Genomic DNA, 13,195 nt, shown 5'->3' on the forward strand with positions numbered 1-13,195 from the left:
GCCACACATCTTTACAGGAGCGAGGAACATCTTCATGAGCAGCGACACCGCCGCAGGCACTAACACCGCCCCCGCCGCAGGCATCAACACGGCCGCAGGCGACACTGCTGCCTCCACCGCCGCGACCGGCGCAGGGCGACGCCGCGGACCGTTCCGCGAGGGCGAGCGGGTCCAGCTCACGGACGAGCGCGGCCGCATGAACACCATCACGCTCGAAGTCGGCGGCGCCTTCCACACGCACCGGGGATTCCTGAACCATGACGAGATCATCGGGCAGCCGGACGGCTCTGTGGTGGTCAACAACGTCGGGCAGCAGTACCAGACCCTGCGCCCGCTCCTGTCGGACTTCGTGCTCTCGATGCCGCGCGGCGCGGCCGTGGTCTACCCCAAGGACGCCGGCCAGATCGTGACCATGGCGGACATCTTCCCCGGCGCACGCGTGGTCGAAGCCGGCGTCGGCTCGGGCGCACTGTCCATCTCGCTGCTGCGCGCGGTGGGGGACAACGGCTACCTGCATTCCTTTGAGCGCCGCCAGGAATTCGCGGACATCGCCCGCGGCAACGTCGAGACCATCTTCGGCGGCCCGCACCCGGCCTGGAAGATCTCGCTGGGCGACTTCCAGGAGGAAGTGGTGCGCACCGAGGAGCCCGGCTCCGTGGACCGCGTGGTCCTGGACATGCTCGCCCCGTGGGAATGCCTCGACGCCGTCGCTACCGTCCTGGCACCGGGAGGGGTGTGGATCAATTATGTCGCTACTGTGACGCAGCTTTCGCGGACAGCCGAAGCCATCCGCGCCGACGGACGGTTCACCGAACCCGACGCGTGGGAATCCATGGTCCGCGGCTGGCACCTCGAGGGCCTGGCCGTCCGCCCCGATCACCGCATGGTCGCCCACACCGGATTCCTGCTCGTAACCCGCCGGCTGGCCGATGGCGTCACGGGAATCTCCGTGAAGCGCCGCCCCTCGAAGACCGACTTTAACGAAGAAGACGTCAATGCCTGGACCCCAGGCGCCGTGGGCGAGCGGGCCGTCTCGGACAAGAAACTGCGCCGCGCCGCCCGCGACGCAATCGCCGGAACAAACGTCGTGGACGCCCCCGAGATAACGAACTAGGCAGCATATTTAGGATGTCTCCAGCGGCACCAGCCTTCTTAGGACTATGGTCTTAACAGAAGCGCAGGAAGGGGCTGATACACGATGGAGACTCCGAACACTGACCCGGGCCGCACACCGGCCGAGGACGCAGCGGATGCCACCGCACGCTCGGATGCGGCCCGGGCCGCAGCCGGCGAGGGCGAGCGGTACCCCGCCAGTGAGCTGTCCGTCGCAGAACGGCAGGTCAATATCCTTCGGGACAAGCTCCGCCATATTGACCGCCAGCTTGCCGCGGCGACGCAGAACAATTCCAAGCTCGTCAGCATGCTGGAAACCGCCAAAGCCGAAATCCTCCGGCTCAAGAACGCCCTCGACCAAGAGGGACAGCCGCCGTACAGCTTCGGCACCATCCTCCAGCTGAACCCCAAGCGGCAGCCGACCGCCGGGAACAGCGGCCAGGCCGCCACGGAAGAATCCGTGGACATCTTCAACGCCGGCCGCAAAATGCGCGTGGGGATCAGCCCGCTGGTCAACATCAGCCAGCTGGCCGTCGGGCAGGAAGTCCTGCTCAACGAGGCCCTCATGGTGGTCGCCGGGCTCGGCTACGAACGCGCCGGGGACCTCGTCACGCTGAAGGAAATGCTCGGACCGGACCGCGCGCTGGTGGTGGGCCGCGCCGACGAGGAGCGGGTGATCCGGCTCTCCGGTGCCCTGCTCGCCCAGCGGCTCCGTGTGGGCGACGCGCTCTCGATCGATTCACGCACCGGCTACGCACTGGAAAAGATCCCGCGCTCCGAGGTGGAAAACCTCGTGCTCGAGGAGGTTCCGGACATCACCTACCAGGACATCGGCGGCCTGGGCCCGCAGATCGAGCAGATCCGCGACGCCGTCGAACTGCCGTTCCTGCACCCTGACCTGTACCGCGAGCACGGGCTGAAGGCACCCAAGGGCATCCTCCTGTACGGCCCGCCGGGCTGCGGCAAGACCCTGATCGCCAAGGCCGTGGCCAACTCGCTGGCCGCGCGGGCCGCCGAGCGCGCCGGCAAGACGGACATGAAAAGCTACTTCCTGAACATCAAGGGACCCGAGCTGCTGGACAAGTACGTCGGCGAGACGGAACGGCACATCCGCCTGATCTTCGCGCGGGCCCGGGAGAAGGCCTCCGAGGGCAGCCCGGTGGTGGTCTTCTTTGACGAAATGGATTCCCTGTTCCGCACCCGCGGCACCGGCATTTCCTCCGACGTCGAAACGACCATTGTCCCGCAGCTCCTCAGCGAGATCGACGGCGTCGAACGGCTGGACAACGTGATCGTGATTGGCGCGTCCAACCGGGAGGACATGATCGATCCGGCGATCCTGCGGCCGGGCCGGCTGGACGTCAAGGTGAAGATCCAGCGTCCCGACGCCGAGGCCGCGGCCGACATCTTCAACAAGTACATCACCACGGACCTGCCCTTCCACGAGTCCGACCTCTCCGAGCACAACGGCGACGTCCAGGCGACCGTGGACGCCATGGTCCAGCGGACCGTCGAGGCAATGTACTCCACCGAGAAGTCCAACGAATACCTCGAGGTGACCTACGCCAACGGCGACACCGAAATGCTCTACTTCAAGGACTTCAACTCCGGCGCCGTGGTGCAAAACGTCGTGGACCGGGCCAAGAAGTACGCCATCAAGGACCTGCTGACCATCGGGCAGAAGGGCCTGCGGATCGACCACCTGCTCCGTGCGGTCGTGGACGAGTTCCGTGAACACGAGGACATGCCCAACACCACCAACCCGGACGACTGGGCACGGATCTCCGGCAAGAAGGGCGAGCGAATCACGTACATCCGCACCATTGTCCAAGGCAAGGCCGGGCAGGAGCCCGGGAAGTCCATCGAGACGATGCCCAGCACAGGGCAGTACCTGTGACGGCTGTTGTCCCCGGCAAGCCGGCCGACTCGGCCGGCGGGCTGCCGGTTGGCGGTGCGATGCGGGTGATGGGTTCGGAGACCGAATACGGGATCCACGCGCCCTCGGCCCCGGGTGCCAACGCCACCATGATGTCTGCCCGGGTCATCCAGGCGTACGCCCAGGTGACGCGGCAGCGCGCCGCCGGCGGCGCCGAAACGCGGTGGGACTACACCGACGAGGAGCCGCTGCACGACGCCCGCGGCTGGACCTTGGAGCGCAGCAGCGCTGACCCGGAACAGCTCACCGACCAGCCTCCCGTCCTCGACGCCGAGGCGATCGCCCTCGCCTACGGCCGGCAGGAACTGGAGGCCGACGGCGAGGACGAATCCGGCACGCTGCTTATGAACATGGTGCTGGGCAACGGCGCACGGTTGTACGTCGACCACGCCCACCCGGAGTATTCCAGCCCCGAGGTGACCAACCCGCGGGCCGCCGTGACGTGGGACGCCGCCGGTGACCTCGTGGCTTTGGCCGCTGTCCGCCGCCTGGCCGCCGATTCCGAACTGCCGCCGGTCAACCTGTACAAGAACAACACGGACAACAAATCGGTCTCCTACGGTTCGCATGAGAACTACCTCATGCCCCGCTCGGTGCCGTTCGGCGAGATCGTCCGGGGCCTCACGCCGTTTTTTGTCACCCGGCAGATCATTTGCGGTGCCGGGCGGGTGGGCCTGGGCCAGGACAGCGCCCGGGCCGGCTACCAGATCAGCCAGCGCGCAGACTTCTTCGAAACCGAAGTGGGCCTGGAAACCACCATCCGCCGGCCCATCATCAACACCCGGGACGAACCCCACGCCACCGCGGACAAATACCGCCGGCTCCACGTCATCATTGGCGACGCCAACCTCAGCCAGGCGTCCAACTTCCTCAAGTTCGGCACCACCGCCATGGTCCTGAGCCTGATCGAGGCCGGGCTGGCGCCGCGGATCGAAGTCCACGAGCCCGTCGCCGCCCTGCAGGCCATCAGCCACGACACCTCGCTCACCACGCTCCTGCGCCTGGGCGACGGCCGACGGATCACCGCCCTGGACCTGCAGTGGATCTACTTCGAAGCCGCGTCGAAACACGCCCAGGACACCGGCGTCGCGGATGCCGTGGACGGCGACGGCCACACCCACGAGGTGCTCGAACGGTGGTCCGCCACCCTGACCGAGCTCGGCGGTGACCGGGCCGCGGCCGCCTCCTCGGTGGAATGGCTCGCCAAGCTGTCCCTGCTGGAGGGCTACCGCCAGCGTGACGGCCTCGGCTGGGACAGCGCGCGGCTGGGCCTGGTGGACCTGCAGTGGGCCGACATCCGCCCCGAAAAGGGGCTGTACTACCGGCTTCTGGCCCGCGACCGGATGCAACGGATCGTCGACGACGCCGCGATCGCCCGTGCGGTGACCGAACCGCCGTCGGACACCCGGGCGTACTTCCGCGGACGCTGTGTCAGCCGGTTCGGCGCGGACCTCGCGGGGGCCAGCTGGGACTCGGTGATCTTCGATCTCCCCGGCCGGGGCAGGCTCCAGCGGGTCCCCACCCGCGAGCCGCTGCGCGGAACCGAAGCCCTCACCGGCGGCCTGTTTGCCCGGCACCGCGAGGCCGGAACGTTCCTGGCCGAACTGCTGGGACTCAGCCCCGGTTCCTAGGAACAAAAGGCCCCCGCAGGCGGCCCCGGCGTGGCACTATTGCTACAGGATGTCCCTTAGGAGAAAAGGGACGGACATGAAGGAGAGAACAATGGCAGGCCAGGAGCAGCAGCAGCCGCAGTCGCGGGACACCGAGGTTGACGAGGACGTCCCCGCCGCGCCTCCGGCCCCCGCGGACGCCCAGGCGTCGGCAGCCACCCAGGGCGTGGACGATCTCCTCGATGAGATCGACGGCGTCCTGGAGTCCAATGCCGAGGAGTTCGTCCGCGCATTCGTCCAAAAGGGCGGCCAGTAGGAGCGCCGCCGGCCGCCGGATGAGGGCGGCGGGAGGGGCTAAGGGCCGGAAGAGTCGTTGATCCACCACGTTGAGGGAGAGCGTTAGTGCAGGAAACAACAGCCAACCGAGTAGCAGCCAACGCGACGTCCTCATTCACCGAGCATCTGCAGCGCGAACGGCCTGACTTAATGCCCTTTGGCCAAGTACCGTACAACCAGTTGCCGGCCGCTGGGCATGCCGCCCAGCCGGCGGCGCCGCTGCAGGTCCCGCACGGCACGACGATCGTGGCGATGACTTATGCCGGGGGAGTGCTGATGGCGGGGGACCGCCGCGCCACCATGGGCAACGTGATCGCGAGCCGGCACATCGAGAAGGTCTTTCCCGCCGACCAGTACTCCGTGCTGGGCATTGCCGGAACGGCCGGAATCGCCCTCGACATCACCCGGCTGTTCCAGGTTGAACTCGAGCACTACGAGAAAATCGAGGGCACGCTGCTCAGCCTGGACGGCAAGGCGAACCGGCTCGGCGCCATGGTCCGCGGCAACCTGCCCATGGCGATGCAGGGCCTCGCCGTCGTCCCGCTGTTCGCTGGATTTGATCGGCCAGCGGGCTTCGGCAGGCTGTTCTCCTACGACGTCACGGGCGGCCGCTATGAGGAGCAGGAGCACCATGCCGTGGGATCCGGCTCGATGTTCGCCCGCGGCGCGCTGAAGAAACTGTGGCGCCCGGGCCTTTCGGAGCAGGACGCGGTGGCGGTCGCCGTCGAAGCACTGTACGACGCCGCCGACGACGACTCCGCCACGGGCGGGCCGGATCCGGTCCGGCAATTATGGCCCGTGGTGTACGTCGTGAACCGCTCAGGTGCCGTCCGGGTGCCGGAGCGCGAGCTCGCCGCTGTGGCCGGCAGAGTCATCGAATCCCGGGCCGTCGCCCAGCGGGAGGCCTGACATGACCCAGCAATTCTATGTATCGCCCGAACAGCTGATGAAGGACCGTGCGGATTTCGCACGGAAGGGCATCGCCCGCGGACGCTCGGTAGTGGTGATCAGCTGCAGGGACGGGATTGCCCTCGTTGCCGAGAACCCGTCTCCGTCACTGCACAAGATCGGCGAGATCTACGACAAAATCGCGTTTGCGGCCGTCGGGAAGTACAACGAGTTCGAAAGCCTGCGGCAAGCCGGGGTGCGCTACGCCGATGTCCGCGGCTACTCCTATGACCGCGAGGACGTCACGGCCCGCGGCCTCGCGAGCGTCTATGCGCAGAGCCTCGGCGCGGTGTTTACAGCCGAACAGAAACCCTTCGAGGTGGAGCTTGCCGTGGCCGAGGTCGCTCAGACCCAGGAGGCGGACCACCTCTACCGGCTGACCTTTGACGGCTCCATCGCCGATGAACATGGCTTCATCGTCATGGGCGGCCAGGCGGACAAGGTGTCCGAAGCAGTCGCGGCGGGCTGGCAGGGCGAACTCGACTTCGCGGGCGCCATCCGGCTGGCCCTCGCCGGACTCGTGGCGGACAAAGAAACAACCACGCTGCCAGTCTCCGCACTGGAAGTCGCGGTACTGGACCGGGCCTCGGAGAGCGGACGCGGCACCCGGCGGGCATTCCGCCGGCTCGAGGACCCGGACATCGTGGCATTGCTGGCTGAGGAGAAGTGAGATGGACAAGCGCATATTCGGCATCGAAACCGAATTCGGAATTTCCTATTCAAGCCCGGAGTCCCGGCCCCTGGCGCCCGAGGAAGTAGCCCGCTACCTCTTCCGCAAGGTGGTCAGCTGGGGACGGTCCTCCAACGTGTTCCTGACCAACGGCTCGCGCCTCTACCTGGACGTGGGGTCCCACCCGGAGTATGCCACGGCCGAGTGCGACGACCTCGCCCAGCTGATCGCGCATGACCGCGCCGGCGAACTGATCCTGTGCGACCTCGTGGACGAAGCCCAGGAACGCCTGGCAGCCGAGGGTTTCAACGGCACCGTGTACCTGTTCAAAAACAACACGGACTCGGCCGGGAACTCCTACGGCAGCCACGAAAACTACCTCATCCCGCGCCGCGGCGAATTTTCCCGGCTCGCGGAGATCCTCATCCCGTTCCTCGTGACCCGGCAGCTGATCGCCGGGGCCGGCAAGATCCTCAAGACCCCGCACGGCGCCACCTTCGCTTTCTCCCAGCGGGCCGACCACATCTGGGAGGGCGTCTCCTCCGCCACCACCCGTTCCAGGCCCATCATCAACACCCGGGACGAGCCGCACGCCGACGCCGAGTTCTACCGCCGACTGCACGTGATTGTGGGCGACTCCAACATGTCCGAATCGACAGCCCTGCTCAAGATCGGCACGGTGGACCTGATCCTTCGGATGATCGAGGCCGGGGTGATCATGCGCGACATGCGCATGGAGAACCCGATCCGCAGCATCCGGGAAATCTCCCACGACCTCAGCGGCCGGGCACTGGTCCGGCTCGCCAACGGCCGGCAGCTCACGGCCCTGGAAATCCAGCGCGAGTACCTGGGCAAGGTGACGGCGTTCGTGGCCGAACACGGCGCCCACAACGCACACGTGCCGCTGATCCTGGACCTCTGGGAGCGCACGCTGGACGCGATCGAAAGTGGCGACACGAGCACGATCGACACCGAAGTGGACTGGGCCATCAAGAAAAAGCTCATGGACAACTACCGGGAACGGCACGGGCTGGGGCTGGACGCGCCCCGGATCGCGCAACTGGACCTGACCTACCACGACATTTCCCGCGGCCGCGGACTGTTCTACCTGCTCCAGGCCCGAGGGGCCGTCCGCCGGATAGTGGACGACACGGCCGTCAAGGATGCGGTGGATGCCCCGCCGCAGACCACCCGGGCCAAACTCCGCGGCGACTTCGTCCGGCGCGCCCAGGAGTTGGGCCGCGACTACACGGTGGACTGGGTCCATTTGAAGCTGAACGACCGCGCGCACCAGACCATCCTGTGCAAGGATCCGTTCCGGAGCGTGGACGACCGGGTGGATGCGTTGCTGGACTCGATGGGCTGATACCCAGCTTTGCACGTTATTCTGAGGTAGGGCCGCCTTGCGGCCGCTGCTTTCTTTGCCACGGGAAACCGATCGGCACTGAGTCCACCCTGCCTCGACGAAAGTTTCCAAGTGCGCCGACTACTAGCAATTCTTCTTCCCGGACTGCTGCTGCTGACCGCCTGCGGCGGCGGCGAAGCGCCTCCGGCTCCGGAACCCACCAGCCAGTCCGCGGGTGAGGTCGCGAAGCTGGACTCGGTCAAATTGACGGAGAACGGTGACAAGAAGGCCCCCGGTGTCGACTTCACCAAGCCGCTCGACGTCAAGGAACCCACTGTCAAGGTGGTCACCGAGGGCGGCGGCGACCGGGTCAAAGCCAACCAGATCGCCGACATCTCGATCGTGGCCTTCAACGGCACGGACGGCACCACCCTCGAGGACACGTTCCCGAACGATCCCGAGCCGCTGGAGCTGAACGATGAGCTCAAGACCAGCAGCCCCGTGATCTACAACGCCTTCGTGGGCGCCAAGATTGGCTCCCACATTGCCTTGGCCGTACCCGGCCAGGCCGCCGCCGAGGGTACCGAGGCCAAGCCGACGCAGCTCCTGATCGTCAAGGTGCTCGCCGCCAAGGACGCACCGCCGGTCCTGGACAAGCCTGAGGGCGACGCCGTCACGCCGCCGGCCGGCCTGCCGACCGTCAAGGAAAACGACAAGGGCATCCCGGAGATCTCGGTCGCCGGCGTCGCCGCACCGACCGCGCTGGTCTCGCAGGACCTCATCAAGGGCAAGGGCCAGGCCCTGAAGGAAACCGACACCATCACCGTGAACTACGTCGGTGTCGCCCTCGCCACCGGCAAGGTCTTCGATTCCAGCTTCGAAAGTGGCAAGAAGGCCACCTTCCCGCTGACCGGCGTCATCAAGGGCTGGACCCAGGGCCTGACCGGCAAGACGGTCGGCTCCCGCGTCCTTTTGGTGGTCCCGAAGGACCTCGCCTACGGTGATCAGGGCCAAGGCGACGCCAAGGGCGACCTCGTCTTCGTCGTCGACATCCTCGGCGTCAAGTAATCCACCGCATCCACCACACGTCACCTCAAAGGAGCAACCATGTCATTTGGACAGCGCAACCTCGACCGCGAAAAGCCCGAAATTGACTTCCCCGAAGGAGACGTCCCCACCGAACTGGTCATCACCGACCTGATCGAAGGGGACGGCGCCGAGGCCAAGCCCGGCGACACCGTTTCCACCCACTACGTGGGCGTCGCCTGGTCCACCGGTGAAGAATTCGACGCTTCCTGGGGCCGCGGCGCGCCGCTGGACTTCCGGGTCGGCGTCGGCCAGGTCATCCAGGGCTGGGACCAGGGCCTGCTGGGCATGAAGGTCGGCGGCCGCCGCCGCCTGGAGATCCCGTCCGAGCTTGCCTACGGCTCCCGTGGCGCCGGCGGGGCGATCGGCCCCAACGAAGCCCTGATCTTCGTCGTGGACCTCGTCGCCGTCCGCTAGCGGACGACACCCCGGGGCCACTGTGCTGCGGAAGCGCGGTAACAATCGGAAAAGTTCTTCCGGCTGTTGCCGCGCTTTCCTCATTTTCCGGGATCGGCTTTAGTACCCTTGCGAGGTGTCCGCCTCACGTACAGAACGCCTCCTGAACCTGCTCATCGCCCTGCTCAACACCAAGTACGGCCTGCGCCGCAGCGAGCTCCGCGAAAAGGTCTACCACGACACCACGAGCACCGACGTGGCCTTCGGCCGCATGTTCGAACGGGACAAGGGCGAGCTGCGCCAGTTCGGCTTCGACGTCGAAACCGTCATGGACACGGGCTGGGGCTCCGATGACCCGGCGACCACCCGCTACCGGATCGGCAAGGAATCCAACCGGCTGCCCGACGTCAGCCTCACCCCGGAGGAATGCACAGTCCTCATCCTCGCGGCGCAGCTCTGGGAGCACGCCGCGCTCGGCTCCGCCGCCGTGGACGCCGTCCGCAAGCTGCAGGCCGCCGGCGGCCTGGTCGACGCCGAACTTCCCACCGGGGTCCAGCCGCGCATCCGCCCCGCCGGCCAGGCCTTCGAAGACCTGGTCGCAGCGATGCACGCCCAGCACCCGGTGAGGTTCAGCTACCTGGCCGGCAGCACGGGAGAGGAGCAGGAACGGCTTGTGGAGCCCTGGGGCCTGGGCAGCCGCTTCGGCCAGTGGTACCTCGTGGGCCACGACCGGGACCGGGCGGACAAACGGTTCTTCCGGCTGTCCCGCCTGACGTCCGCCGTGACGGTGATGGACAAGGAGAGCTTCACGCCCCCGGCCGGCTTCAACGTCCGCGCCGAACTGGCCGGCCTGGCCGAACTGCCCGTGCAGACCGCCGTCGTCGACGTCGAGAAAGGACGGCTCCTGGGGCTCCGCAAACGCGCCCTGCCGGTTCCGGCCGGGGCTCTGGAACTTGGGGCGCTGGAATTTGGGGCACACCAAGCTGGGGAACGGCCGCGCGCGGCCGGCACCGACCGCCTCGCGGTGACCTTCCGCGACGCCGAGACGCTGGGCGAGGAACTGGCCTCCTACGGTCCCCGGGTCACCGTGATTTCACCGCCCGAAGTTGCCGCCGCCGTCCGCCGCCGCCTTAGCGCCGCCGCCGCGTTCGCTGCCAGGCCTGCGCCGGAGGTGGCGTTCCCGGAGACCGGACGCGCCGGCCGGCCCCGCAAACGCACTTCCGAGGATCAGCTCAAGCGGATGCTGCAACTGGTGCCCTTCCTGGTCCACAACCAGGGACTGCACATCAGCGAGGTCGCCGCCAGGTTCGGGATCACCCGCAAGGCCCTGGAGGATGACCTGCGGATCCTGATCTGCTCGGGCCTGCCGGAAGGCTACCCCGACGATCTGCTGGACATTCAGTGGGACGATGACCACGTGTTCATCACTCAGGACCTGGACCTGACCCGCCCCGTACGGTTCACCGTGGACGAGGCCTGCGCCCTCCTGACCGGTCTGGAGACCCTCAACGGCCTGCCCGAGATCGCCGAGGGCGGCGCGCTGGAATCCGTGACGCTCAAACTCATGGCCGCGGCGGGGGAGGAGGGGCTCAAGGCGGCCGCGCTCTCCGGCCCCGAGGTGGCCCCGGGCAACACCGAAACCCTCGAAACCGCCCGCGCGGCCATCGTGGCCGGCGCGCAGCTGCACATGACGTACTTCTCGCCGCAGCGTGACGCCGTGACCGAACGCGACGTGGACCCCTTGCGGCTCTATTCGCTGGACAACACCTGGTACCTCGAGGCGTACTGCCACTCCGCCAACGGCCTGCGCAACTTCCGGCTGGACCGGATCGAGGCCCTGGCGCCCAACGGCCGGCCGGTGGCCGCGACGGCGAACCCGGCGGACAGCTTCCCGGTGAAACTTTTCACCCCGAACGACGACGACACGGTAGTGGTCGTGGAACTTGCGCCTCGTGGCACCGGCCTCGCCGACGACTACTACGCCGAGCGGACCGCGGCCCTGCCCGACGGCGGCCTCCTCGCCGAAATCCGGTTCGGCAGCACCGACTGGCTGCCCATGTTCGTGGCCCAGCACGGCGGGATGGTGCGGATCCTGCAGCCGGGCGCGGTCGCGGACGCGTCCCGGGAGTGGCTCGCCGCCGCCCTGACGCAATACGAAGACTCCTCGGATCGCCCGATAGACTGATCCGCATGCCTTGGTGGTCCTGGATCCTGATTTGGATAGCGCTCGTCGCGATTTCGCTGCTGTTCTACGGCGTGCTCGGTGTGCGGCTGTACCGGCAAGCCACAACGGCGCTTAGGGAACTGGGTGAAGCCGCGGACCGTTTTTCCCACGTGCCGTCACTTGCGGACCCCGGTTCCGGGCCCACAGCAGCCGACGCCGACGCCCCGGACGCCCCGGACGCCCCGGACGGCGCGGACGCGGCCCCCCGGCCGGAACCCGGAAGCGCCGTTTTTGCCTCGCCTGCCCGGATGCGTCATGATTACCACGCATCCAAGTTCTCCCGGCAGAACGCCCGCCGGTTGCGCCGCATCCAACGCAAGAAGGACCTCGGGCAACCCCAGGCGCTGCGCGACATCGAAACGCGTTAGACATAGGATGTATTCAAACGAAAGGACCTCCCCTCATGAGGCTTGAAGGCTGGCATCTCATCATCATCATCGTTCTGGCATTGGTGCTGTTCGCTGCGCCGAAGCTGCCGGGCATGGCCCGCAGCCTGGGCCAGTCGATGCGCATTTTCAAGTCGGAAGTCCGTGAAATGAAGAAGGACGGCTCCTCCGACGCCAAGGATGGCTCCGAGCCGGTCGAAGGCCGGGTCATCAACCACCCGCAGGCCGGCGCTCCGGAAAGCCGCACGGGCGACGGAACCGACGTTCCGCCCTCGACCCGCGCCTAAGACCGCATGGCAGTAACCATGAGCCGTCGATCGAACCCCGAGGGGAGGATGGCGCTCCTCGACCACCTGAAAGAGCTGCGCAACCGGCTCTTCAAGGCGGCAATCGCCGTCGTCCTTGGGACAGTGGTGGGTTTCTTCGTCTACCAGCCGCTGCTGTCGGCGCTGATCAAGCCGATCCGCGACCTGAACACACACGAGGGCCGCCAGGCCACGCTGAACTTCGACGGCGTCGCGAGCTCGTTCGACCTGATGATCCAGGTGTCCGTGTTCCTGGGCCTGATCATCGCCAGCCCGGTCTGGATCTACCAGCTGTGGGCCTTCATCGTGCCCGGGCTGCACAAGAAGGAACGGCGCCTGGCCCTGTCCTTCGTGGCGGCTGCCGTGCCGCTGTTCCTCGGCGGCGTCCTGCTGGCTTGGCTCGTGCTGCCGAACGCGGTGCGCGTCCTGACGGACTTCACGCCGTCGGGCGGCTCCAACTTCATCAGCGCCCAGGTGTACCTGTCCTTCGTCCTGCGGCTGCTGCTGGCCTTCGGCATTGCCTTCCTCCTCCCGGTGGTCCTGTTCGGGCTGAACCTGGCCGGCCTCATCAAGGGCCAGCAGCTTCTCAAGAGCTGGCGGATCACGGTGTTCCTGGTCTGCCTGTTCGCCGCAATGGCCGCGCCCGGCGCCGACGCCATGAGCATGTTCTACCTGGCCGGCCCCATGCTGGCGCTGTTCTTCGCCGCGATCGGGCTCTGCCTGCTCAACGACCGCCGGCGCGAACGGCGTGCCGTCAAGCGCGAGGCCGAGACCGAGGCCACGGCCGACCAGGCCACCCCCAGCTCCGAGCTGGAGAATCTCTAGCCTTTCGCGCATTAG

At 67.2% G+C, this 13,195-nt stretch carries 13 protein-coding genes; all 13 read left to right on the forward strand.

Going from position 1 to position 13,195, the window contains the following annotated elements; all coding sequences use genetic code 11:
- Positions 1-34: 34 nt before the first annotated feature.
- The 13 genes from ACFVTM_RS05925 (at position 35) to tatC (ending at position 13,180) form a co-directional block, all read left to right on the forward strand.
- Positions 35-1,114, forward strand: a complete 1,080-nt coding sequence (locus tag ACFVTM_RS05925; RefSeq protein ID WP_390202456.1) for a tRNA (adenine-N1)-methyltransferase — start codon at positions 35-37, stop codon at positions 1,112-1,114.
- A gap of 84 nt (positions 1,115-1,198) precedes the next feature.
- On the forward strand, positions 1,199-3,010 hold the full coding sequence (gene arc / locus ACFVTM_RS05930; protein ID WP_390202457.1) for a proteasome ATPase: 1,812 nt from the start codon (positions 1,199-1,201) through the stop codon (positions 3,008-3,010).
- Positions 3,007-4,680 carry a depupylase/deamidase Dop gene (gene dop / locus ACFVTM_RS05935; RefSeq protein WP_390202458.1) on the forward strand — a complete coding sequence of 558 codons (1,674 nt, stop codon included), beginning with the start codon at positions 3,007-3,009 and terminating at the stop codon, positions 4,678-4,680. The genes arc and dop overlap by 4 nt, the downstream gene beginning before the upstream one ends.
- 91 nt (positions 4,681-4,771) lie before the next feature.
- A complete protein-coding gene (locus tag ACFVTM_RS05940) occupies positions 4,772-4,975 on the forward strand; it encodes a ubiquitin-like protein Pup (RefSeq protein ID WP_026266331.1) in 204 nt (67 codons plus the stop codon).
- Positions 4,976-5,061: 86 nt separating this feature from the next.
- The gene (prcB, locus tag ACFVTM_RS05945) at positions 5,062-5,904 is read left to right on the forward strand and encodes a proteasome subunit beta (protein WP_390202459.1); all 843 of its coding nucleotides are present in this window, start codon (positions 5,062-5,064) and stop codon (positions 5,902-5,904) included.
- Between the two features lies 1 nt (position 5,905).
- Positions 5,906-6,613 carry a proteasome subunit alpha gene (gene prcA, locus ACFVTM_RS05950; RefSeq protein ID WP_390202460.1) on the forward strand — a complete coding sequence of 236 codons (708 nt, stop codon included), beginning with the start codon at positions 5,906-5,908 and terminating at the stop codon, positions 6,611-6,613.
- A gap of 1 nt (position 6,614) precedes the next feature.
- Complete coding sequence (gene pafA / locus ACFVTM_RS05955; RefSeq protein WP_390202461.1) at positions 6,615-7,979, forward strand: Pup--protein ligase; 1,365 nt, start codon at positions 6,615-6,617, stop codon at positions 7,977-7,979.
- A gap of 111 nt (positions 7,980-8,090) precedes the next feature.
- Positions 8,091-9,026: an FKBP-type peptidyl-prolyl cis-trans isomerase gene (locus ACFVTM_RS05960; RefSeq protein ID WP_390202462.1), complete on the forward strand. Its 936-nt coding sequence runs from the start codon at positions 8,091-8,093 to the stop codon at positions 9,024-9,026.
- Positions 9,027-9,065: 39 nt separating this feature from the next.
- Complete coding sequence (locus tag ACFVTM_RS05965) at positions 9,066-9,461, forward strand: FKBP-type peptidyl-prolyl cis-trans isomerase (RefSeq protein WP_018772903.1); 396 nt, start codon at positions 9,066-9,068, stop codon at positions 9,459-9,461.
- A 115-nt stretch (positions 9,462-9,576) separates the two neighbouring features.
- Positions 9,577-11,625, forward strand: coding sequence for a helix-turn-helix transcriptional regulator (locus ACFVTM_RS05970; RefSeq protein ID WP_390202463.1), 2,049 nt, complete (start codon positions 9,577-9,579; stop codon positions 11,623-11,625).
- 5 nt (positions 11,626-11,630) lie between these two features.
- Entirely contained in the window at positions 11,631-12,032 is a 402-nt protein-coding gene (locus ACFVTM_RS05975; RefSeq protein WP_390202464.1) for a hypothetical protein, read from the forward strand.
- Between the two features lie 35 nt (positions 12,033-12,067).
- Positions 12,068-12,337 carry a Sec-independent protein translocase subunit TatA gene (gene tatA, locus ACFVTM_RS05980; RefSeq protein ID WP_390202465.1) on the forward strand — a complete coding sequence of 90 codons (270 nt, stop codon included), beginning with the start codon at positions 12,068-12,070 and terminating at the stop codon, positions 12,335-12,337.
- A gap of 48 nt (positions 12,338-12,385) precedes the next feature.
- The gene (tatC, locus tag ACFVTM_RS05985; RefSeq protein ID WP_390202811.1) at positions 12,386-13,180 is read left to right on the forward strand and encodes a twin-arginine translocase subunit TatC; all 795 of its coding nucleotides are present in this window, start codon (positions 12,386-12,388) and stop codon (positions 13,178-13,180) included.
- Positions 13,181-13,195 lie beyond the last annotated feature (15 nt).

It is taken from the genome of Arthrobacter sp. NPDC058130 (assembly GCF_042884475.1).
Lineage (GTDB): Bacteria > Actinomycetota > Actinomycetes > Actinomycetales > Micrococcaceae > Arthrobacter.

Excerpts from the sequence above, each read along its gene's own strand:
- ACFVTM_RS05940 (WP_026266331.1), top strand. The coding sequence starts at position 4,772 with ATGGCAGGCCAGGAGCAGCAGCAGCCGCAGTCGCGGGACACCGAGGTT.
- prcA (WP_390202460.1), top strand. The coding sequence starts at position 5,906 with ATGACCCAGCAATTCTATGTATCGCCCGAACAGCTGATGAAGGACCGT.
- ACFVTM_RS05925 (WP_390202456.1), top strand. The coding sequence starts at position 35 with ATGAGCAGCGACACCGCCGCAGGCACTAACACCGCCCCCGCCGCAGGC.
- ACFVTM_RS05975 (WP_390202464.1), top strand. The coding sequence starts at position 11,631 with ATGCCTTGGTGGTCCTGGATCCTGATTTGGATAGCGCTCGTCGCGATT.
- tatA (WP_390202465.1), top strand. The coding sequence starts at position 12,068 with ATGAGGCTTGAAGGCTGGCATCTCATCATCATCATCGTTCTGGCATTG.
- ACFVTM_RS05965 (WP_018772903.1), top strand. The coding sequence starts at position 9,066 with ATGTCATTTGGACAGCGCAACCTCGACCGCGAAAAGCCCGAAATTGAC.
- tatC (WP_390202811.1), top strand. The coding sequence starts at position 12,386 with ATGGCGCTCCTCGACCACCTGAAAGAGCTGCGCAACCGGCTCTTCAAG.
- pafA (WP_390202461.1), top strand. The coding sequence starts at position 6,615 with ATGGACAAGCGCATATTCGGCATCGAAACCGAATTCGGAATTTCCTAT.
- arc (WP_390202457.1), top strand. The coding sequence starts at position 1,199 with ATGGAGACTCCGAACACTGACCCGGGCCGCACACCGGCCGAGGACGCA.